This is a genomic window from Buchnera aphidicola (Muscaphis stroyani), assembly GCF_005080865.1.
Lineage (GTDB): Bacteria > Pseudomonadota > Gammaproteobacteria > Enterobacterales > Enterobacteriaceae > Buchnera > Buchnera aphidicola_AG.
This window is the reverse complement of the sequence record NZ_CP034861.1, coordinates 16,680-41,192: the sequence shown is the minus strand read 5'-3', so window position 1 is coordinate 41,192 and position 24,513 is coordinate 16,680. Positions and strand designations below refer to the sequence as shown.

At 28.3% G+C, this 24,513-nt stretch carries 15 protein-coding genes and 1 tRNA gene; 8 read left to right on the top strand and 8 right to left on the bottom strand.

All coding sequences use genetic code 11. From position 1 onward, the window contains the following. Window positions 1–44: 44 nt before the first annotated feature. The 4 genes from rpoB (at window position 45) to purH (ending at window position 10,790) form a co-directional block, all read left to right on the top strand. Window positions 45–4,073 (top strand): DNA-directed RNA polymerase subunit beta, encoded by a 4,029-nt coding sequence (gene rpoB / locus D9V75_RS00155; protein WP_158343100.1) that lies wholly within the window; start codon window positions 45–47, stop codon window positions 4,071–4,073. Between the two features lie 85 nt (window positions 4,074–4,158). Next, complete coding sequence (gene rpoC / locus D9V75_RS00150; RefSeq protein ID WP_158343098.1) at window positions 4,159–8,400, top strand: DNA-directed RNA polymerase subunit beta'; 4,242 nt, start codon at window positions 4,159–4,161, stop codon at window positions 8,398–8,400. A gap of 301 nt (window positions 8,401–8,701) precedes the next feature. Continuing rightward, on the top strand, window positions 8,702–8,974 hold the full coding sequence (locus D9V75_RS00145; RefSeq protein WP_158343097.1) for an HU family DNA-binding protein: 273 nt from the start codon (window positions 8,702–8,704) through the stop codon (window positions 8,972–8,974). Window positions 8,975–9,209: 235 nt separating this feature from the next. Continuing rightward, a complete protein-coding gene (gene purH, locus D9V75_RS00140) occupies window positions 9,210–10,790 on the top strand; it encodes a bifunctional phosphoribosylaminoimidazolecarboxamide formyltransferase/IMP cyclohydrolase (protein WP_158343095.1) in 1,581 nt (526 codons plus the stop codon). Between the two features lie 193 nt (window positions 10,791–10,983). Here purH and metE read toward each other — a convergent pair whose 3' ends face one another. The 4 genes from metE to ftsY form a co-directional block, all read right to left on the bottom strand. Next, window positions 10,984–13,257 carry a 5-methyltetrahydropteroyltriglutamate--homocysteine S-methyltransferase gene (gene metE, locus D9V75_RS00135; protein ID WP_158343093.1) on the bottom strand — a complete coding sequence of 758 codons (2,274 nt, stop codon included), beginning with the start codon at window positions 13,255–13,257 and terminating at the stop codon, window positions 10,984–10,986. 596 nt (window positions 13,258–13,853) lie between these two features. Then, a complete protein-coding gene (locus tag D9V75_RS00130; protein ID WP_158343091.1) occupies window positions 13,854–14,672 on the bottom strand; it encodes a Cof-type HAD-IIB family hydrolase in 819 nt (272 codons plus the stop codon). Window positions 14,673–15,610: 938 nt separating this feature from the next. Then, window positions 15,611–16,471: an RNA polymerase sigma factor RpoH gene (rpoH, locus tag D9V75_RS00125; protein ID WP_158343089.1), complete on the bottom strand. Its 861-nt coding sequence runs from the start codon at window positions 16,469–16,471 to the stop codon at window positions 15,611–15,613. A gap of 169 nt (window positions 16,472–16,640) precedes the next feature. Next, window positions 16,641–17,837 carry a signal recognition particle-docking protein FtsY gene (gene ftsY / locus D9V75_RS00120; RefSeq protein WP_158343087.1) on the bottom strand — a complete coding sequence of 399 codons (1,197 nt, stop codon included), beginning with the start codon at window positions 17,835–17,837 and terminating at the stop codon, window positions 16,641–16,643. A 155-nt stretch (window positions 17,838–17,992) separates the two neighbouring features. Between ftsY and rsmD the strand changes: the two genes are divergently transcribed. The 3 genes from rsmD to dnaC all read left to right on the top strand — a co-directional run bounded on the left by rsmD (window position 17,993) and on the right by dnaC (window position 19,899). Further along, window positions 17,993–18,574 (top strand): 16S rRNA (guanine(966)-N(2))-methyltransferase RsmD, encoded by a 582-nt coding sequence (gene rsmD, locus D9V75_RS00115; RefSeq protein ID WP_158343084.1) that lies wholly within the window; start codon window positions 17,993–17,995, stop codon window positions 18,572–18,574. 87 nt (window positions 18,575–18,661) lie between these two features. Further along, on the top strand, window positions 18,662–19,159 hold the full coding sequence (dnaT, locus tag D9V75_RS00110) for a primosomal protein DnaT (protein ID WP_158343082.1): 498 nt from the start codon (window positions 18,662–18,664) through the stop codon (window positions 19,157–19,159). Then, window positions 19,159–19,899 carry a DNA replication protein DnaC gene (gene dnaC / locus D9V75_RS00105; protein WP_158343080.1) on the top strand — a complete coding sequence of 247 codons (741 nt, stop codon included), beginning with the start codon at window positions 19,159–19,161 and terminating at the stop codon, window positions 19,897–19,899. The genes dnaT and dnaC overlap by 1 nt, the downstream gene beginning before the upstream one ends. A 12-nt stretch (window positions 19,900–19,911) precedes the next feature. Here the strand turns inward: dnaC and efp are convergent, their stop codons facing one another. The 3 genes from efp to D9V75_RS00090 all read right to left on the bottom strand — a co-directional run bounded on the left by efp (window position 19,912) and on the right by D9V75_RS00090 (window position 22,800). Continuing rightward, window positions 19,912–20,478: an elongation factor P gene (efp, locus tag D9V75_RS00100; RefSeq protein ID WP_158343078.1), complete on the bottom strand. Its 567-nt coding sequence runs from the start codon at window positions 20,476–20,478 to the stop codon at window positions 19,912–19,914. 335 nt (window positions 20,479–20,813) lie between these two features. Continuing rightward, window positions 20,814–22,460 carry a chaperonin GroEL gene (gene groL / locus D9V75_RS00095; RefSeq protein WP_158343076.1) on the bottom strand — a complete coding sequence of 549 codons (1,647 nt, stop codon included), beginning with the start codon at window positions 22,458–22,460 and terminating at the stop codon, window positions 20,814–20,816. Between the two features lie 49 nt (window positions 22,461–22,509). Then, on the bottom strand, window positions 22,510–22,800 hold the full coding sequence (locus tag D9V75_RS00090) for a co-chaperone GroES (protein WP_158343073.1): 291 nt from the start codon (window positions 22,798–22,800) through the stop codon (window positions 22,510–22,512). Window positions 22,801–23,036: 236 nt separating this feature from the next. Between D9V75_RS00090 and D9V75_RS00085 the strand changes: the two genes are divergently transcribed. Next, window positions 23,037–23,109, top strand: a tRNA-Phe gene (locus tag D9V75_RS00085). A 34-nt stretch (window positions 23,110–23,143) separates the two neighbouring features. Here D9V75_RS00085 and mnmE read toward each other — a convergent pair. Continuing rightward, complete coding sequence (gene mnmE / locus D9V75_RS00080; RefSeq protein ID WP_158343071.1) at window positions 23,144–24,508, bottom strand: tRNA uridine-5-carboxymethylaminomethyl(34) synthesis GTPase MnmE; 1,365 nt, start codon at window positions 24,506–24,508, stop codon at window positions 23,144–23,146. Between the last annotated feature and the right edge of the window lie 5 nt (window positions 24,509–24,513).

Sequence of the window (24,513 nt, the reverse complement as noted above, 5' to 3'; positions counted from 1 at the left end):
TATATTCAGAATACACTTATCTTTTAGAGAGCTTAGGAACCCCCATGATCTACTCTTATACTGAAAAAAAACGCATTCGTAAAGATTTTGGAAAACGTCCTCAAGTTTTAGATATACCATATCTTCTTTCAATTCAACTAGATTCTTTCAAAAACTTTATTAAACCCGATATAAAAGGTCAGAACGGATTAGAAGCAGCATTTAGATCTGTATTTCCTATAAAAAGTTATAATAAAAATTCTGAACTTCAGTATGTTAGCTATCGTTTAGGAGACTCAATATTTGATGTTAAAGAATGTCAAATAAGAGGAGCAACTTACTCTGCTCCATTAAGAGTAAAGTTAAGACTTGTCATTTATGAAAGAGATATATCAGAATCTACTGTTAAAGACATTAAAGAGCAAGAAGTTTATATGGGCGAAATTCCTCTAATGACCGATAATGGAACATTTATAATAAATGGTACAGAAAGAGTAGTTGTCTCTCAACTACATAGAAGTCCAGGAGTTTTTTTTGATAGCGATAAAGGAAAAACACACTCTTCAGGAAAAGTTTTATACAACGCACGAATAATTCCATACCGAGGTTCTTGGTTAGATTTTGAGTTTGATCCTAAAGATAATTTATTTGTGAGAATTGATAGAAGAAGAAAACTTCCAGTCAGTATTATTTTAAGGGCTTTAAATTACAACACGGAAGAAATATTAGATTTATTTTTTGAAAAAAATATTTTTATCATGACAGACAACAAGATACAACTGCAATTAATTCCTGAAAGATTAAGAGGAGAAACTGCTTCATTCAATATTGAAAAAAACGGAACAATTTATATAGAAAAAGGTCGTCGTATTACAGCTAAACACATCCAGAATCTCAAAAATCAAAAAATAACACTAATTGATGTTCCAGTTGAGTATATTTTAGGTAGAATTGTATCTAAAACCTACTTAGATAAAAATACAAATGAAACAATCATTTTAGCTAATACAGAATTATCTTTAGAAGTGTTAAAAAAAATTCAAAAGTTAAAATTTTTATCTATTGAAACGTTATTTACAAACGATTTAGATCATGGACCATATATTTCTGAAACATTACGAATTGATTCTATCAGTGATCGAACAAATGCTTTAATAGAAATTTATCGCGTGATGAGACCTGGAGAGCCTCCAACAAAAGAAGCTGCAGAAAATTTATTTGAAAATTTATTTTTCTCTGAAGACAGATATGATCTTTCGTCTGTAGGTCGAATGAAATTTAATAGATCTCTTCTTCGATCAAAGATTAAAGGATCTAATACATTAGAAAAAGAAGATATCATTGATGTAATTAAAAAATTAGTTTCGATTAGAAATGGAAAAGGTGAAGTAGATGACATTGATCATTTAGGTAATCGAAGAATTAGATCAGTTGGAGAGATGGCAGAAAATCAATTTAGAATAGGATTAGTTAGAGTAGAGAGAGCCGTAAAAGAAAGATTGTCTATTGGTGATGCAGATACTCTTATGCCTCAAGATATGATTAACGCAAAACCAATATCAGCAGCTGTTAAAGAATTTTTTGGTTCTAGTCAATTATCTCAATTTATGGATCAAAATAACCCTTTATCAGAAATCACGCATAAAAGACGTATTTCAGCATTAGGATTAGGAGGGTTAACAAGAGAAAGAGCAGGATTCGAAGTAAGAGATGTGCACCCTACTCACTATGGACGAGTATGTCCCATAGAAACTCCAGAAGGACCTAATATTGGATTAATTAACTCTTTATCAGTATACGCTCGAACAAATTCATATGGTTTTTTAGAAACACCTTATCGAAAAGTACGAGATAGACTAGTTACTAAAGAGATTAATTATTTGTCTGCCATAGAAGAAGGTAATTATATCATTGCTCAAGCAAATACTAATCTTGATAAAAAAGGTTATTTTACTGATGATTTAGTTACTTGTCGACACAAAGGAGAATCTAGTTTATTTAATTCCAATCAAGTCGAGTATATGGATGTATCCACTCAACAAATCGTATCAGTAGGAGCATCTTTGATTCCTTTTTTAGAACACGATGATGCAAATAGAGCTTTAATGGGAGCTAATATGCAACGTCAAGCTGTACCTACTCTTAAAACTGACAAGCCTCTAGTCGGAACAGGAATGGAAAGAGCTGTAGCTGTTGATTCAGGAGTAACAGTAGTAGCAAAAAGAGGTGGTTTAATTCAATATGTTGACGCATCAAGGATAGTTATTAAAGTACATGAACAAGAAATGCATGCTGGAGAAGCTGGAATTGATATTTATAACTTAACTAAATACACTCGGTCAAATCAAAACACCTGCATTAATCAAAAACCATGCGTCCAACTTAATGAGAATATTGAAAAAAGTGATGTTTTAGCGGATGGACCTTCTACTGATTTAGGGGAATTAGCATTAGGTCAAAATATGAGAGTCGCATTTATGCCATGGAATGGATATAATTTTGAAGACTCTATATTAGTATCTGAAAAAATTGTTCAGGAAGATAGATTTACTACTATTCATATTCAAGAACTATCTTGTATATCCAGAGATACTAAACTAGGATCAGAAGAAATAAGTTCTGATATACCTAATGTAGGTGAAGCCGCTCTTTCAAAACTTGATGAATCTGGAATTGTTTATATTGGAGCTGAAGTAACTGGGGGCGATATTCTTGTAGGAAAAGTTACTCCAAAAGGAGAAACACAATTAACACCAGAAGAAAAGCTTCTCCGAGCCATTTTCGGGGAAAAAGCATCAGATGTAAAAGATTCTTCTCTTAGAGTTCCAAACGGAGTGTCAGGAACTGTAATTGATGTTCAAATTTTTACAAGAGATGGTGTAAAAAAGGATAAAAGAACATTAGAAATTGAAGACATGCAATTAAAACAAGCTAAAAAAGATCTTACAGAAGAGTTTAAAATATTTGAATTAAGTTTATTTAATCACACAAAAAAAACACTTTTATCTCTAGGTGTTAAATCTGACCAACTTAATCAGTTATCACATGAAAAATGGTTTTCAATAGAAATAAAACCAAAAGAAAAGAAAAAAGAAATAGAAGAACTATTAAAACAACACCGTGAGTTAAAATTAGAATTTGAAAAAAAAATTGAATTAAAACGCCGAAAAATAACACAAGGAGATGATCTTGCTCCTGGAGTTTTAAAAATAGTAAAAGTCTATTTAGCCGTTAAACGTCAAATTCAACCTGGTGATAAAATGGCAGGAAGGCATGGTAATAAAGGAGTAATTTCTAAAATTAATCCTATTGAAGACATGCCTTACGATGAGAAAGGAGTACCAGTCGATATTGTTTTAAATCCACTAGGCGTTCCTTCTCGTATGAACATCGGACAAATATTGGAAACACACTTGGGAATGGCTGCTAAAGGCATTGGTGATAAAATCAATCAAATGCTAAAAAATCAAAAAAGAATATCTCATTTAAGAAAGTTTATTCAAAAAACTTTTGATTTAGGTGAAAATTTAAGACAAAAAATTAATTTAGATACATTTTCAGATAAAGAAATACTTTGCTTAGCAAAAAACTTAAGACATGGAATTCCTATTTCTACTCCAGTATTCGATGGAGCTCAAGAAAATGAAATTAAACAAATGTTAAAATTTGCAGATCTTCCTTCTTCAGGTCAAATTAATCTTTTTGATGGCAGAACTGGAGAAAAATTTGAACGACCAGTCACTGTAGGTTATATGTATATGTTAAAACTTAATCATTTAGTTGATGATAAAATGCATGCTCGATCCACTGGATCCTACAGTTTAATTACTCAGCAGCCATTAGGCGGAAAAGCTCAATTTGGTGGGCAACGTTTTGGTGAAATGGAAGTTTGGGCATTAGAAGCATATGGAGCTTCGTATACATTACAAGAGATGCTAACTGTCAAATCTGATGATGTAAACGGTAGAACTAAAATGTATAAAAACATTGTAGATGGAAATCATCAAATGGAACCCGGCATGCCAGAATCTTTTAATGTTTTATTAAAAGAAATTCGATCATTAGGCATTAACATTGAATTAGAAAATGAATAAAAAATTAAAATTATTTTTTAATAATAAACATATATTTATAAAATTATTAAGTTTAAAAACAACTTCTTCTAATGAGAGATTATGAGTGAAAGATTTATTAAAATTTATAAAAGCCCAAACTAAAAACGAAAATTTTGATGCTATTAAAATTTCATTAGCTTCACCTGATATGATTCGATCTTGGTCGTTTGGAGAAGTTAAAAAACCAGAGACTATTAATTACAGAACATTTAAACCGGAGAGAGATGGATTATTTTGTGCTCGAATCTTTGGCCCTGTTAAAGACTATGAATGTCTATGTGGAAAGTATAAAAGATTAAAACACCGTGGTGTAATTTGTGAAAAGTGCGGAGTTGAAGTCACACAAAGCAAAGTAAGAAGAGATAGAATGGGTCATATAGAATTATCTTCTCCTACTGCTCATATCTGGTTTTTAAAATCTCTTCCATCACGTATAGGCTTGTTATTAGACATGCCTTTAAGAGACATTGAAAGAGTTCTTTATTTCGAATCATACGTTGTAATTGAGTCTGGAATGACTAATTTTGAAAAACGTCAAATTTTAACTGAAGAACAATACCTAGATGCATTAGAAGAATTCGGAGATGAATTTCAAGCAAAAATGGGAGCAGAAGCTATTCAATATTTATTAAAAAATATTAATCTTACAAAAGAATGTAGTATGTTGAGATCTGAATTAAACGATACTAACTCTGAAACTAAAAGAAAAAAGATAACAAAAAGAATTAAATTATTAGAATCTTTTATACAATCTCATAATAAACCAGAATGGATGATTTTAACAGTTCTACCAGTTTTACCTCCTGATCTTAGACCGTTAGTTCCATTAGACGGAGGAAGATTTGCAACATCTGATTTAAATGATTTATACCGTCGCGTTATTAATAGAAATAATCGTCTTAAACGTTTACTTGATTTAGCTGCTCCGGATATTATTGTTCGCAATGAAAAAAGAATGCTACAAGAATCAGTAGACGCATTGCTTGATAATGGAAGAAGAGGCCGAGCTATTACAGGATCAAATAAAAGACCTCTTAAATCATTAGCTGATATGATTAAAGGAAAACAAGGAAGATTTCGACAAAATCTTCTTGGAAAACGTGTAGATTACTCTGGTCGTTCTGTAATTACTGTAGGTCCTTATCTTCGATTGCATCAATGCGGATTGCCTAAAAAAATGGCGCTCGAACTTTTTAAACCATTTATATATGGAAAATTAGAGGTTCGTGGTTTAGCGACTACTATTAAAGCAGCAAAAAAAATGGTAGAAAGAGAAGAGTCTGTAGTATGGGATATTTTAGACGAAGTGATTCGAGAACATCCAGTTCTTTTAAACCGAGCCCCTACTTTACATAGATTAGGAATTCAAGCGTTTGAACCAGTACTTATTGAAGGAAAAGCAATTCAACTCCATCCATTAGTTTGCGCAGCTTATAATGCTGATTTTGATGGAGATCAAATGGCGGTACACGTACCTTTGACCATAGAAGCCCAATTAGAATCCCGGGCTTTAATGATGTCTACGAATAATATTTTATCCCCCGCTAATGGAGAACCTATTATTGTTCCCTCGCAAGATGTGGTTTTGGGATTATATTATATGACTCGCGAAAAAATCAATGGAAAAGGAGAAGGCATGATACTAAATGGACCTAATGAAGCTGAAAAAGTGTATCGATTAGGAATTGCTGAACTTCATTCTCTTGTAAAGGTTCGCATAACGGAACATAAAAAAAATAAAGATAAATATTTTAGTTCAAATCAAAAAATAATTCATACTACAATTGGTAGAGCAATTTTGTGGATGATTGTTCCTAAAGGATTATCTTTTAGTATGGTTAACCAAACTTTAGGAAAAAAAGATATCTCAAAAATGCTGAATACTTGCTATCGGATTTTAGGATTAAAATCTACAGTATTTTTCGCTGATCAAATTATGTATACAGGGTTTGCATATGCAGCAAGATCTGGAGCTTCTGTTGGTATTGATGATATGGTTATACCAAAAAAGAAAGCAGAAATTATTACTGAAACAGAGATTGAAGTCGCTGAAATACAAGAACAATTTCAATCTGGATTAGTCACTGCAGGTGAAAGGTATAATAAAGTAATTGATATCTGGGCAGCAGCAAATGAACGAGTAGCTAAAGCAATGATGAAAAATCTATCTACAGAATCAGTAATAAATAAAGCGGGAGAAGAAAAAAAACAAATATCTTTTAACAGTATATTTATGATGGCCGATTCAGGAGCTAGAGGCTCTGCTGCGCAAATTCGACAATTAGCAGGAATGAGAGGTTTAATGGCGAAACCTGACGGATCTATTATTGAAACACCAATTACTGCAAACTTCAGAGAAGGTTTAAATGTTCTTCAATATTTTATCTCCACTCATGGGGCACGAAAAGGATTAGCAGATACAGCATTAAAAACAGCTAATTCTGGTTACCTAACACGTCGACTAGTAGATGTTGCTCAAGATTTAGTTGTCACTCAAGACGATTGTGAAACTCATGAAGGTATTTTAATGACTTCTTTAATTGAAGGTGATGATGTAAAAGAGCCATTAAGAGAGCGTGTATTAGGTCGTGTTACTGCAGAAAACATTCATATTCCAAATACAGAAGAAACTTTAATTAAACGTAACACATTACTAAATGAACAATGGTGTGACATATTAGAAAAATACTCTATAGATACTGTTAAAGTGCGATCAGTTGTTAACTGTGATACAGATTTTGGTGTATGCGCTAATTGTTATGGAAGAGATTTGGCTCGTGGAAACTTAGTCAATAAGGGCGAAGCAATCGGGGTTATTGCAGCTCAGTCTATAGGAGAACCTGGAACACAGCTGACTATGAGAACTTTTCATATAGGAGGAGCCGCTTCAAGAGCAGCAGCAGAATCTAGTATTCAAGTCAAAAATTCAGGCACTATAAATCTTAAAAACGCTAAATTTGTCACTAATTCTTCAGAAAAAATAGTAATTACTTCTAGAAATGTTGAACTTAATATTGTAGATCAATTCAAAAGAACCAAAGAAAGTTATAAAGTACCTTATGGTGCAATTATGGCAAAAGGTCACGGATCAAAAGTTAATTCAGGAGAAACTGTTGCAAAATGGGATCCACATACCATGCCAGTAATCACTGAAGTTAATGGTTATGTTCGATTTATGGATATGATAGATGGACAAAGTATTACTAGACAAACAGATGAATTAACTGGTCTGACATCTATAGTTATATTAGAAACAGCTGAACGAACAGCTATTGGAAAAGATTTAAGGCCTGCTTTAAAAATAATTAATAAAAATGGACATGATGTATTAATTTCAGGAACTGATGTACCAGCACAATATTTTTTACCAGGCAGAACTATCATTCAGATTAATGATGGAATAAAAATTAGTTCTGGAGACACTTTAGCTAGAATTCCACAAGAATCCGGTGGAACTAAAGATATCACTGGAGGACTTCCGAGAGTAGCTGATTTATTTGAAGCTCGACGCCCTAAAGAATTAGCAATTTTAGCTGAAATTAGCGGAATTATTTCATTTGGAAAAGAAACAAAAGGAAAAAGAAGATTAATAATTACACCAATTGATGGCAACGAATCTTATGAAGAAATGATTCCAAAATGGAGACAGCTAAATGTATTTGAAGGAGAAAGAGTCGAACGTGGAGACGTAATTTCTGATGGTCCAGAATCACCTCATGACATACTTCGATTGAGAGGCGTTCAATCTGTCACTAAATATATTGTCAATGAAGTACAAGAAGTATATCGATTACAAGGTGTAAAAATTAATGATAAGCATATTGAAGTTATCATTAGACAAATGCTTCGTAAAGCCACTATAATTAAATCCAAAGATTCAGATTTTTTAGAAGGAGAACAAGTAGAATTTTCAAGAATAAAAATATCAAATAAAATTTTAGAAAAAAATAATAAAATTCCTGCTATATTTGCAAGAGATTTATTAGGAATTACTAAAGCATCTCTAGCAACTGAATCGTTTATATCAGCCGCTTCGTTTCAAGAAACAACAAGAGTTTTAACAGAATCTGCGGTCGCAGGAAAGAAAGATGAATTGAGAGGATTAAAAGAAAATGTTATTGTTGGACGCTTAATCCCTGCAGGTACTGGATACGCATATCATAAAGAACGTTTAGAACGCCGTCATATAGAAAATCATCATTCAGCTACTATTAATAATTCCCAAGTTAGCGCTGAAGAAGCATCTGCTAGTTTGTCAGAGCTTTTAAACTCGACTCTTAATAATGATTTCAATTCTAGTAACTAATTGCATCTTAATTGTAGATTCTTTTTTATAATAACAGACAAAATAAAAGTATAAAATTTTTATTAAAGAATAATAAATTAAATTTTAAAAAACAATTTTTTAAAATAAACATATATTTTTTTTAAAGGCCATAACAAATAACAAAAAAATATTGTTTTACATTTTAATGTTCAAAAAATATATACTGCACAATAAATTTGACAATATTTGAAAAAATAATCGCTTACTATGAAACAAAAAATAAAAATATTTAAACATTACAAATTAACAAAATTTTTAGAAAACAAAAAAAGGAATAATCATGAATAAAACGCAATTAATTAATGTTATTTCTGAAAAATCTAATTTGCCTAAAATACAAGTAAAATCTACTTTAGATACAACTTTATCTGCAATTGTTGAATCTCTAAAAAAAGGAGAGTCAGTACAAATAGTTGGATTTGGAACTTTTAAAGTCAATTTAAGAGCATCTCGTACTGGTCGTAATCCTCAAACAGGGAAAGAAATTATTATTCCCGCTACAAAAGTACCTAGTTTTATATCTGGAAAAAATTTAAAAAATGCCATTAAATAGTTATATAATAAAATCCTTTAAGAGGGGCAAAACGCCCCTGATAAAAATATGAATTACATATATTTTTTAATGCATAAACATTGTGTATATTATTTATAGTATACAAATTAAAAAGTTAATGCATATTATATTTTATTTTTTAAAATGTAACTTTCTTTAAAAAATGTAAATTCACTTAAATACATTGTAATACATGTTTTAATGAGCATGTTTTCAAAAAAAAAGATAATATATTATGAATGCAATTAATATTATTCAAAATGCTTTAATCAGTGTATATGATAAACAAAATATTGTAAAAATATCAAAAAATCTAGTAAAAAACAAAATCAGTTTGTTTGCCACAGAAGGCACTTCAAAAACTTTACATAAGCATAATATTCCAGTAACTAGCATATCTGATTATATTAACTTTCCAGAAATAATGAACGGACGTGTCAAAACGTTACACCCAAAAATTTTAGCGGGTATATTAAACAGAGGAAACGAAGATCAATTAATCATGAATTTTTATAATATTTCCTCAATCAACATGGTTATTGTAAATTTTTACCCATTTGAAAAAGTACAAAAAAATCCAAAAAATAAAATAGATGACATAATCGAAAACATTGACATTGGTGGACCAACACTTGTTAGAGCTGCTGCTAAAAATTATAAAAACGTTATAGTTATAGTAGATTTATTAGATGTTCAGTCAGTTATAAATAAAGTAAAAAATAATTCTTTCACAATAGAAAATAGACTTGATTTAGCAGATAAAGCTTTTAGATACACTTTATCATACGAAAAAAAAATTTCTCAGTATTTTTTTAAAAAAAATGTTTTTAATAAAAAATGTATAAATAAAAATTTTCCAAATGAAATAAATTTAAAATTTATTAAAAAACAAAATTTAAGATACGGCGAAAATCAACATCAAAAATCATCTTTATATATAGAAAAAAATATATCATCATCCACCGGAACAATTAGTTGTTCTAATCAATTGCAAGGAAAAGTTTTATCATATAACAATATTTCTGATGCTGAAGTTGCATTAGAATGTGTTAAAGAATTTATCAATCCAGCATGCGTCATTGTTAAACATGGAAATCCTTGTGGTGTTTCAGAAAGCAACTCTCTTTTAAAATCATATTTATCTGCATATCGTTCAGATCCTGTATCAGCCTTTGGGGGAATAGTTGCTTTTAATTCAGTATTAGATGAAAAAACAGCTCAAGAAATTGTAGAAAAACAGTTCGTTGAAGTTCTTATTGCTCCTAAAATAAATTCTCTTGCTTTAAAAATTTTGAAAAAAAAATCCAATATAAGAGTGCTCATTTCTGGAAAAATTAAAAAATGTCAAATCGGATTAGATTTTAAAAAAATAAATTATGGACTACTTTTGCAAGAATACGATTATGATGATATGAATTATAAAAAATGGAAATTTGTCACTAAAAGGTTTCCAACAACGCAAGAACTAAAAGATGCTATTTTTTGTTGGAAAGTTGCAAAATTTGTTAAATCAAATGCAATAGTTTATGGGTTTAACGGTACTACTATCAGCATTGGAGCAGGTCAAATGAGTCGAATTTATTCAACTAAAATTGCTAATATTAAAGCAAAAGATCAAAAAATAAATATCACCGGATCTACTATGGCTTCTGATGCTTTTTTCCCTTTTCGAGATGGAATTGATAGCGCTGCTTCAATAGGTATTAAATGTATCATTCAACCTGGAGGATCTAAACGTGATCAAGAAATTATTCAAGCTGCTAACGAATATAACATAGCAATGATTTTTACTAATAAGCGCCACTTCAGGCACTAAATTTTTATCAAATTGTTTTTTAAAAAATATATACTGATAGTATTTATTGTTTAAAATATCTTCATAAAATTACTTTAATTGATAAAAAAATTTTTTTATATATAAAAAATATTAAATCACCTTTTAGATTATTTTATATAAAATCTAAACGATGATTTAATAAACAATTGATTTAAAATAATAAAAATATAAATTAATTTAACTTATTAATTTCAATATTTTTTCTTATTTTTTTTGTTGCAGTAATCATGTTTTTTAATGCTAACACGGTCTCGTCCCAATTTCTAGTTTTTAATCCACAATCTGGATTTACCCAAATTTGTTCTATAGGAATATAATTTATTGCTTTCATAAGAAGTGAATAAATCCATTTTACACTAGGTATATTTTTAGAATGGATATCATATACTCCAGGACCGATGTCGTTTGGATAATGAAAATTTTTAAATGATTCTAATAATTCCATATCTGAACGAGAAGTTTCAATCGTAATGACATCAGCATCCAGTGAAGCAATAGCATCCATAATATCATTAAATTCGCAATAACACATATGTGTATGAATTTGAGTGCTATTTTTTACACCTGAAGAACTTAGCCGAAAGGCATCCGTTGCCCAAGATAAATATTTAGACCAGCAACTTTTTCGTAAAGGAAGCCCTTCACGTAGTGCTGGTTCATCAATTTGAATAATTCGTATATTTTCTTTTTCTAAATCCATAACTTCATCGCGCAATACTAATGCAATTTGTTTCGCAATTTCTTGAGATGAAATGTCTTCTCTTATGAAAGACCAACATAAAATAGTAATTGGACCTGTTAACATTCCTTTTACTGGTCTTTTTGTTAAAGATTGAGCATATTTAGACCATTCAGTAGTAATTGATTTTAACCGACTAATATCGCCGATTATTATCGGCGGTTTTACACAACGTGAACCATAACTCTGAACCCAGCCATTATCAGTGAAAATAAATCCATCTAAATGTTCTCCAAAGTATTCAACCATGTCATTTCTTTCAAATTCCCCATGAACTAAAACATCTATATCTAGTTCTTCTTGTGTTAATATAACTTTTTGAATATGTTTTTTAATATTTTTTTTGTACTCCTTTTCATTGATTAACCCTTTTTTAAAATCATGTCTCATCTTTCTAATATCAATTGTTTGAGGAAAAGAACCGATAGTAGTTGTTGGCAAAATCGGAAGATTCAATCTTTCTTTTTGTTGCTTAGCACGAATATTATAAGTATTTAATCGTTTATAATCTTTAATTAAAATTTTAGATAATCGATTTTTAACTTCAGATTTATGTACTCTTTTAGAAAAAACACGTTCATAAATAGGCAAGCTCCATTTTTGAATAGAATGAATTTCATTATCCTTTAATGAGTTTGAAAGTAAAGACAATTCTATACATTTTTGAACAGCAAAAGAAAACCACTGTCTCGCTTCTTTATCTAAGTTTTCTTCTGTATTTAAATCCATTGGAACATGTAATAAAGAACATGAAGATCCAATTATTAAATTTTTACGAATTTTTGACACATTTGAAATAATTTTAAACCATTTTACCAGATCAGATCTCCAAACGTTTCGACCATTAATAACACCTAAAGATAACATCCAGTGCTCTGGTAAATTTGTATTAAAAGATGGTAAATCATATTTACCAAAAACTAAATCAATATGAATACCATAAATAGGTAAATTTCGTATAAATTCTATATTGTGCTCAATACTTTCAAAATATGTAGTGAGCAATAAATTTGTAATTCCGTCCAGACTGCTATAAGCAAAAGAATATGCATTTTTCCATTTTTGTGGCAATTCTAATACTAAAGCAGGTTCATCAATTTGGACAAAATCTATTCCTTTTTTAGCAAGTTCTTTCAACACATACTTATAAATTGGAAGTATTTTATATAACATATCTAAGCGATCAAATTTCGTTCCTTTTACTTTCCCTAACCATAAGTATGTAATAGGCCCTAAAAGTATAGGCTTAACTTTATAACCTAAAGATAATGCTTCATCAACTTCATCTAAAATTTGACTCCAAGAAAATTTTAAAGTTTTGTTTTCGACAAATTCAGGAACGATATAGTGATAATTTGTATTAAACCATTTAGTCATTTCAGAAGCAGGCACGTCCGGAGGACATCCTCTTGCTATACGAAATAAAGTATCTATATCAAAAATAGAACCATTGTTGTGCCTTTCTGGAACATTTCCTAACATCATACTAGTTGTTAAAACATGATCATACCAAGCAAAATCACCGACTGGTATGTAGTCAATTCCAGATTCTTTCTGTAATTTCCAGTTCTTTTTTCGTAAATTATATCCAATTGAAAGCAAATCTTTGGTATTTAAATCTCCTGACCAATAATTTTCTTGAGCTTTCTTTAATTCACGATTTAATCCTATTCTAGGAAATCCAAGAGTATGATTTAAAATCACCATTTTAGGTTCCTTTTTATTTTTAATAATTTATTGATATTTTATAAATTATTTTTTTGATTCATTTATAAAGAAAGATGATTTATAAAAATTATCATAATCGTCCTAGTATTTAATAAAATTTAGAAAACTAAATATTTAATTTTTTAATCAAAATAAAAACTTTAAAATACTTCAAGTACTTAAGAATTATTAATAGATCTCAAATCTAATTATATTAAATATAATTATTTATAATTGTACTAATTAAATCAACTAAAAAATAAAAAAAATTATAAAATAATATAGATTTTAGCACATAATTATTTTTTATTTAAACTTATAGTTATAATTTTTAATTTTATACTAATGTTAAAAATTTTTAATTAATTAAAAATAAATAAAAAATAAATATCTATAAAAACAATTTTGGTATTTATCTTTTTTTTTAACCAAAAATTTAAAAATATATTAATATAAATGTGTTTAATAAAAATAATTTATTTTTAAAGAATAAATTAAACTGTAAATTTTTTATTTTTTAAATATTTTTTATCTTTAAAAAACATTTTTTAAAAAATTTAAAATTTAAATGTTATCTTTAATAATAACAATAAAAATTAAAAAATACATGTATTTTTTTTTATAAACATATTATATAAAAAAATTGCTACACCATTATTCTTATTATCTTCAATAACTTCTAAATGTGGAAGCAAACGTTTTAAACGCGGATCTGCATTTTTCATAATGCACGCTTTTCCGCATGTACTTAACATATCTTGATCATTCATTCCATCTCCAAAAGAAATAAAATTTTTTAAAGATATTTTTAAAATTTTGGATATTAATTTTAACCCGCATCCTTTTGAAGCTTTTTTAGATGTGACTTCTAAGCAACTTGGCATTGAAAAATTAACATTAACTACACTATGTAAATTAGCAATAATTTTACTCTCTAGATTGCGTAATTTTTGAAAATTATGACTGGTAAAAAATATTTTACTAATTTTTCTAAAATCTAATGAATTGATATCAAAACATTGATGCTTTAAAGACGATAAAGAAGGACAAAAATTATTTTCTATTTTAGTGTTATTAACATACCATTGATCATTAGAATATATTTGAGTTATGATATCCGGATCTAAAAATTTTAATTTACATAATTCAAGTGAAACATTTATATCTAAATAATTACAAGAAATTAGTTTATTGTCTAAATCGTAAACTTGAGCACCATTAGATGTGATCATAAAAGATTTTATATTTAAAAGATTACGAATTTCATTTACATCTATGTAATGACGACCTGAAGCTAAAATAAAATAAAAACCTTTTCTTGTTAAAAATCTTATAATTTTTTGAGTATATTTTGTTATTTTATTTTCTGGAGAAAGCAGCGTTCCATCTAAATCTGATGCAATAATTCGATACATAATAACAACCTTGAAAACAAATATCGTATATTTTATCATAAAAAAGTTTACATGTAACTTCCAAAAGATATAAAAACATTTGAAAATAACTTATTAAAAAGTTATTTTTAAATTTTTATAAATATTCAAAAATAAATAAAAATTAAATTCTAAATAAATTATATAAAATAAAACATTTATGATAAAAACAACTAGCTCAATAATTTTTTTATCTAAAAAGCATATAAAAATAAAATCTAATTATCTCAAAGTATAAAAAATTTTATACAATAACATATTTTAGAAAACATTTAAAAAGATAAATCTACTAAATCTGAAGAAATTATATTATTTTGTAGTTATCAGAAAATGTTAAATATATTTAAAATATACTATACTTCTATTAAACTATCAATTTAAAAAACTTGAAAAAATAAGAGATTTTCTTCAAATATTATTAAAAATTTTTCAAAAAAGATATATTTTTTAAAAAATGCGTTTCTTATTTTAATTCTATTAATCAAAAAGATAAAGAGATCTAAAAAATAAAGATTGATACCAATAGCTTCTCACAGATTATTTACAAAAAAATAAATTGAAAAATATTTTTTAAGTATGATGCCATCAAAATATTTTTTATTAAATACAAAATAAATAAAATCTAATACAAAAATTTATTTTTTAAATACACTAATTTTTTATTATTCACACAATTTTTTAATTTTTTACGTATTATATTGATTTAAAAATAAAAAAATATTAACTAAATTTAAAATTTTTATAAATTTGTTACGTTTACATAAAACGTTAAAACATTTTATTTGTGCGACATATCTTTTATCTTAAAAAGAGTATGAGTTTTAAGTATAATAAAAAATTATTCTCATACTCTGTTAAAGATAATTATCTGATCAAATAAAATATAGACTCTTGACTGTTTCAGTTTTAATTATACTAAACTAAGCTTCTATAGCTATTTTCAATTTTTTCATTGCATTCTTTTCTAATTGTCGAACTCTCTCCGCAGAAATTCCATAATTATTAGCTATAGCCTGTAGTGTATTTTTTTTATTTTTATCTAACCAACGAGCATAAATAATGTGACGACTTCTTTTATCTAGGCCCATTAATGCACTACTGAGCTTATTTTGAGCATGCTCGTTCCAGTCTTTTTTTTCAAGATCAACAGCAAAATTAGAATTTTTATCTCTTAGGTATGGCATTCCTGAACCATTACTTTTCTTATCTAACATGTCTTCTTCTGGAATTGGATTGAAGGTAACATCTTGAGCTGACATTCGGGATTCCATTTCTCTTACATCTTGATTGCTAACTCCTAATTCTCGAGCAACTATTTTAATTTCTTCTTCATTAAACCAACCCAATCTTTTTTTACTTTTTCTTAAATTAAAAAATAATTTTCTTTGAGCTTTAGTAGTTGCAACTTTAACAATTCTCCAATTTCTTAAAACATATTCATGTATTTCAGATTTAATCCAATGAACAGCGAAAGAAACCAGACGAACTCCTATTTCTGGGTTAAACTTTCGAACTGCTTTCATTAATCCGATGTTACCTTCTTGCACAAGATCTGATTGAAGTAAACCGTATCCAGAATAATTTCGTGAGATATGAATCACAAAACGAAGATGGGAAAGAATTAAAGTTTTAGCTGCATCCAAATCTCCATTATAACGCAATCTTTGCGTCAATGATTTTTCTTCTTCAATTGAAAGCATGGGGAATGAATTAGCTATTCTAATATAAGCGTCTAAATTTCCTAATGGCGTAACAGATAAAATCTGTACTTTATTGATCATTGTTATTCCCGCATCAACAAATTATATACACTGAATGATGAACATGTGGGAATTATATATCATACTTTAATTAAAATAATAAATCAAAGATTTATGTTACTGCTAATTACAGTAAACGAAACAATTATCTTAATAAAATATACATTAAGATTGACATTTAAAACTATGTTTATTCTTGATAAAATATAGAATTGATAAAATCTTGACTGTTAAAAATACCTAAGTCTGACGTTTTTTCTCCAATTCCTATATATCGAATTGGAATGGAAAATTGATTCGCTAATGAAAAAACAACTCCTCCTTTTGCAGTTCCATCTAATTTAGTAATTACTAAACCGGTTAAATTTAATGATTTATGAAAAATTTCTGTTTGGTTAATTGTATTTTGACCATTACAAGCATCTATAATTAATATTTTTTCATGAGGAGCAGATGAATCTAATTTTTTAATGACTCTAACTATTTTTTTTAATTCTTCCATAAGATGCAATTTATTATGTAATCTTCCTGCTGTATCAATAATTAAAATATCAATTTTTTTAGAAATAGAAGATTTCACTGCATCAAATACTACTGATGCTGGATCTGATCCAGAACGTTGCGCTATTACTGGGATATTATTTGCTTTTCCTAGTACCTTTAATTGTTCTATACCTGCAGCTCGAAATGTATCTGCTGCAGCTAACATTACTGATTTTCCTTCTAACTTATATTTTTTTGCTAATTTAATGGCTGTAGTAGTTTTCCCTACACCATTTACTCCTGTAATTAAAATAATAAAAGGTTGATATTTTAATATCTTCAAAGGCATTTCTACATTTTTTAATAAAGAGCGCATATTATTTTTTAGCAAAAAATATATTTTTTCAGAACTTTGTAAATTTTCTTCATTAATATCATTAATTAATCTTTCAATAATAAAATTAGTAGTATTAATTCCAATATCAGCGAGTAAAAGTTTTTCTTCTAATTCTTTAAAAAGAGAATCATCTATCTTTTTGGATGAGAACAAACAACTAATTTTATTGTCAAAAAATAATTTTGTTTTTTTTAAACTTTCCTTTAAATTTATAAAAAAATTTTTTTTTAAACTAGAACTATCTTTGATACTAATTAAATTTTTACCAGATTCTTCTATACTTTCAAACTTGTTTTTGTTTTTGTGAACTTTGACAGCATCAAAAAAATCTAATGTTTTTGAAATTTTATCTAAATCTTTTTCTTTAACACGCAACTTATTTTTTGATAAAGATTCAACTTTTTCTTTATCTTTAAACTTGATAGATTTAATATCGTTTTTTGTACGTTTTCTTTTAACTTTGGAAGTTAACCAGGAAAAAAAACTATTTTTTGGATTATCTTTCATATTATCAACCTCATACTTTCAAGAAACTAAAAAATGACTTCTATTTTTGATATTTAAATAAATACATCATTAAAAATTTTTAATATATTGAGTATACAATCGAATTATTTTTGTAATAAAGTAATCAATACTATTAATATTAATAATCTAAAAAAATGAATAACTATTTTTCAAAAAAAAAAGGAAAAATCTACATCATTTCCGGAAAATTAAAAAGACAAAAGATCTCTTTAATTAATACTCCAAATATAAAACCTACAACTAATCGTATACGAGAAACATTATTTAACTGGCTTGAAAGACATATAAAAAATGCTCGTTGTTTAGATTGTTTTTCAGGAAGCGGAGCATTAGGAATTGAGGCTATATCTCGTCATGCTGCATTTGTTACATCATTAGAAATAAATAAAAAAACGGCATATAAACTCACTAAAAATGTTAAAAAATTAAATATATCTAATATGAATGTTATTCATACTGATACTTTTCATTGGTTAAAAAAAAGAAGAAAACCTTATGATATAATATTTGTAGATCCCCCTTACAAAAAACAACTGATAAAAAAAACTTTGAATTTACTTGAAGACAGAAAATGGTTAAAAGAAGATTCTCTCGTGTATATAGAAAAAGAAAAAAAACACTCTTTAGTTATGCCAAAAAACTGGATTCTATATAAAAAAAAAAATACGCGTAAAATAGAATTTTATCTTTATATTTTTAAATCAAAAAATATATAATATACGCTATATTTTATTTAAAAATCAATTGATATATTTTTTATTTTACATAATTTTATAAGACAAATAGGATGAAATATAATATTAATGAAAATTTTAGTTTCTGATGGGATAGATTTTAAATTTTTCTGCAAAAATCCAATTAATATTTTAAAAAAATCAGAAAATGGTGCTGTAGCAGTTTTCGAAAATAATAGTCCTATATTTTACGCCGTTAGTTCGGATTTTTTAGAGAAATTATTCAATCAAGAACATTATATAAAAGACCAAAAAATAGAAAAAAAGAATAATAAAATAAAAAAATTTGCAATGCACAAGAAATGGATTCCAGATTCTGATTTTATACAACAATCTGCACTTTGGGGGATTATATTAAAAGAAGAAGTTCAAAGTTATGAACTTGCATCTTTCATTGCTTACTGGCAAGCAGAAGGTTGTTTTTTTTATCATATACAATGGCAACAAAAATTAGCAAGAAGTTTACAAAATAGTAGATCTCTTAATTATAAACTCAAAAAACAAAGAGATATTACTCATATACCAGTTCCTGATAAAACAATTCCTGATGGATTTAGAGGTAAATAATGACATTTTATAGAAATTTTTTTAAACGACTTCAACGTCTCATGCCCAATAATATCCAACCTAAATTTCATAATGATGAAGATTTATTAGCTTGGAACCAAGAACAAGGTAGATTGTCTTCTGAATCTATATTGCGTGAAAATAAAGCTATGAAAATGCAACGTGTTTTAGGCAGATCTGGAATTCGTGAATTATATATGAATTGTTCATTTGAAAACTATAAAATTGAGCATGAAGGTCAAAAAAAAGTACTAGAAGCTGCTAAGCGATATGCTGAAGAATTTAACGAAAATATTGCTAGTTTTATTTTTTCTGGAAGACCGGGGACAGGAAAAAATCATTTAGCATCTGCGATAGGAAATTATTTAATTTTACATGATAAAAGCATTTTAATTGTAACAGTGGCTGACTTAATGTCAAACATGAAAGGAACATTTAGTGGAACTAGTAACGTTACTGAAGAAAATTTATTACATAATCTTAGCAGTGTAGATCTGCTTATGATTGACGAAATAGGAATGCAAACTGAATCTAGATACGAAAAAGTCATTATTAACCAAATAGTTGACAGACGTTCTTCGTCAAAAAGATCAACTGGTATGTTGTCCAATTTGGATCATAAAGGAATGAAAAACTTATTAGGAGAAAGAGTTATAGATAGAATGCGCTTAGGAAATAGTTTATGGCTTACTTTTGAATGGGACAGTTATCGACAATACGTAAAAGGAAATGAATATTGACATGTATCTATTTTATTTAATTCTTGATACGTATTCACCAGTTCGAGTATCTACTTTTATTAACGATCCTACTTTTATAAATAGCGGTACTTTTACAAAAGCACCTGTACTTAACTTAGCAAGTTTAGTACCAGTATTAACTGTATCTCCTTTTAAAGTAGCTTCTGTATATATTACTTTTAAGTTTACAAAAATATTAGGTGTAATCGAAATTGGTTGGTTATTCCAAAAAGTAACGACACATGTATCTTGTTCTAATAACCATTTTTTATGAGAACCAACAATTTTTTTATCTATTGACAATTCTTCAAATGTTTTAGTATTTATAAAATACCAAAAATTACTATCATTATACAAATAGGATAAAGTATGCTCTACAATATCTGCTTCTTTTAAAGAATCAGTAGATTTAAATGTTTTTTCTATTAATTGTCCTGTTAATAATTTTCTTAATTTTACGCGAACAAAAGCTTGTCCTTTTCCTGGCTTAACAAATTCATTAGATTCAATTAAATAAGGTTCATTATTAAATATAATTTTATAGCCTACACGAAAGTTATTACTATTATAAATTCTCATTCTCGCCTCTTTTCATACTAAAAAATAAAGATTATAAAAAATATGTCATTTTGTATTTTAAAACATAAGTTATATGTTAGTAAAAAATTATATTTTTTACATTTATCTGTATTTTTAAACAGAGTATTTTGAACATTTGATTTAAAATTAAAAAATACTAAATAAAACGCTGTATAAAATTATTTTTAGATTTATAACAATAAAATTAGAATAGATATAAATTTTACGAATTAATTTATAATTTTTATGTTATAAGAACCTTCTCCTTCGGGCCAATTAGCCCGAAGAAAAGACATTGTATTAATTTAAATAATTATAATTATTTGAGTCATTAACTACATCATTCCGCCCATACCACCCATTCCTCCTGCAGGAGAAGAACTGGAATCAGAAGATTTATCTTCTTTTGGTAAATCGGTAACCATGCATTCTGTTGTTATCATTAAACCGGCAACAGAAGCTGCATATTGTAGAGCAGAACGAGTTACTTTTGTAGGATCTAAGATTCCAAAATCTATCATGTCACCATATTCATCAGTAGCAGCGTTGTAACCATAATTTCCTTTTCCATCTTTTACATTATTAGTTACTACAGAAGGCTCTTCACCTGAATTGGAAACAATTTGTCGAAGCGGAGCTTCCATTGCTCGTAAGGCTACTCGAATACCTACGTTTTGATCTTCGTTTTGACCTCTTAAATTCGACATTTTTCCCGCTACTCGCACTAACGCTACACCACCACCTGCAACTACACCTTCTTCTACAGCTGCTCGCGTTGCATGTAATGCGTCTTCCACACGAGCTTTTTTTTCTTTCATTTCTACTTCTGTAGCCGCACCTACTTTTAGAACTGCAACTCCACCTGACAATTTAGCTAAACGTTCATTTAGTTTTTCTTTATCATAGTCAGAAGTAGCTTCTTGAATTTCTTGTCGGATCTGACTGATTCGACTTTTAATTGTGTGTTTTTCTCCAGCACCACCAATAATTGTTGTTGTGTCTTTGCTTATAACCACTCTTTTAGCTTGACCTAAATCTTCTAATGTAGTTTTCTCTAATTCCATTGCTAACTCTTCAGAGATAACAGATCCACTAGTTAAAATAGATATATCTTGAAGCATTGCTTTACGACGATCACCAAAACCAGGGGCTTTTACTGCTGCAACTTTTACAATTCCTCTCATAGAGTTTACCACTAAAGTGGCTAAAGCTTCCCCTTCTAAATCTTCTGAAATAATTAATAAAGGCTTACCAGATTTAGCGACAGACTCTAATATTGGAAGCATTTCACGGATATTAGATATTTTTTTGTCAGCCATTAAAATATATGGATTTTCCAGTTCTACAATCCCTGTTTCTGGTTTATTAATAAAGTAAGGAGACAGATAACCTCTGTCGAACTGCATCCCCTTTACTACTTCTAATTCGTTTTGTAAACCTGTTCCTTCCTCAACAGTAATTACTCCGTCATTACCGACTTTTTCCATTGCTTCAGCAATTAATGCTCCAACTTTTTCGTCTGCATTTGCAGAAATTGTTCCTACTTGAGTAATTGCTTTAGAGTCGGAACATGGTACAGATAAATTTTTTAACTCTTCTACGGCACTTATAACAGCTTTATCGATTCCACGCTTAAGATCCATTGGATTCATTCCAGCAGCTACAGCTTTTAAACCTTCATTAACAATAGATTGAGCTAATAAAGTTGCTGTAGTAGTACCGTCACCAGCTGCATCATTTGCTTTTGATGCAACTTCTTTTACCATTTGAGCGCCCATGTTTTCGAATTTATCTTCTAGTTCAATTTCACGAGCTACTGACACGCCGTCTTTAGTAATACTTGGGGCTCCAAAAGATTTATCTAAAACAACGTTTCTACCTTTTGGACCCAAAGTTACTTTTACTGCATCAGCTAAAACATTAACTCCGCGAAGCATTTTAATACGCGCTTCATTACCAAATTTTACGTCTTTAGCGGCCATTTTTGATATTTTCCTTAAATATATTTTTCAATGAATACAGCATGGTTTACTATTCAACAATTGCTAAAATGTCGTTTTCACTTAAAATCAACACTTCTTCATTATCGATTTTTTCTGTTTTTGCACCATAACCTTCATTAAAAATAACTACATCACCAACTTTAACATCTAAAGATTTAATACTTCCATTATCCAAAATGCGACCTTTACCTACTGATAAAACTGTACCTCGAGTAGATTTTTCTGCAGCAGAACCAGTAAGAACAATTCCACCTGAAGATTTTGATTCTACTTCTTTACGTTTCACAAGCACACGATCATGCAACGGACGAATTTTCATATTGATAACACTCCTGTGAATAATCTTGCTTAATATTTTTTAAAAAAATTTTTTATTAAAATGATCTCTTACTTTTAAATATAGGGATCTTTATTTAAACTTTCAAGGGTTAAAAAACATTTTTTATTAAATTAGTCGTATTTAAAAAAGAAATTAAAGTGCTTAATTAAAGAAGTACACAGTTCTTTAAAAAAATATTGACAATCTTTTACTTTTAGTGATCTAATATAAAAATTGCCCGGATAGCTCAGTCGGTAGAGCAGGGGACTGAAAATCCCCGTGTCGGCGGTTCAATTCCGCCTCCGGGCACATTTTTTATCCTCTAATCTATATTTTTACAAATCTACTTACCAATACAAAAGTTAGAAAAAATATGATCTAGCAAATCATCAGAAGTAAATTCACCAGTTATCTCTCCTAATAATTTATGAGTCAAATTTAAAGATTCTGCTAACAATTCAATATTTTTAAATTTTTTCCAAATATTGTTAGATTTCAAAACTTCACTAAAAGCTAAATTTAATTGAGTAACATGACGTCTTCTGGCAATAAATGTACTTTCTCTACTTTCATTAATTTCTTTTTTTATTAAATGATGACGTAATAAATCAATGTTTTTACCAGTACGAGTAGAAATGCTGATATACGTGAATTTTCCAATTTTTTTAGAATCAAAACTACTTGATACTAAATCATTTTTATTTAAAATAAAAGTTACCTCTATATTATTAGAAATATTTTTTAAAAATTCTTGACATATCATTTTTTGATGTTTTTCATTAGAAATTAATGTTTTATCAATGACAAAAAGTACATGATCTGATTCTTTAATTTTTTTCCAAGCTTTTTCAATTCCAATTTTTTCTACTTCATCATCCGTATGACGCAAACCAGCAGTATCAATAATTTCAAGCAAATGACCACTAATATTAATCCGTTCATACAAGACATCTCTTGTTGTACCAGGTACATCAGTCACTATAGCTCGATCACATCGTGATAAAGCATTTAATAAACTTGATTTTCCTGCATTAGGTAAACCCGCAATAACTATTTTTTTTTCTTCTCTTAAAAGACTTCCTTGTAAAGCCATTATTTTAACTTTTTTAAATTTATTGATTAATTCTTTTATTTTCAAATTAACTAAATCTATTAAATTATCGTAATTTCCCTCTTCTGAAAAATCTATACTTGCCTCTATATGTGTCCGAAGACTAATTAGTATTTTAATTAATTCCTTAATATAAAAAGAAAAATCACCTTGCAAAGAATTTAAAGATGCACGCATAGAAGAGGTTGTTTCAGAGTTAATCAAATCATCTATAGATTCTGCTTGAATTAAATCGATTTTACCATTTAAAAACGCGCGCTCAGAAAATTCTCCTGGTTTTGCTATTCTTACATTTTTAATAGATAATATTCGTTTCATTAATGAGTCTATAATTAGAGGACTGCCATGTCCTTGTAATTCTAATACATCTTCACCAGTTAGAGAGTAAGGAGAAGGAAACCATAAAGATATACCTTTATCTAATGTAGATTTGTTTTTTCCTAAAAATTTCGAATAATTAGCAAATCTTGATTTAGGTATTTGCCCTAAAATTTTTATAGCTACTTGACCTGCTTGAGATCCGGAAATTCTTAATATTGCAACTGCACTTTTTCCAGGAGCAGTAACTTGAGCGACAATCGTATCAATATGAATCATACAAT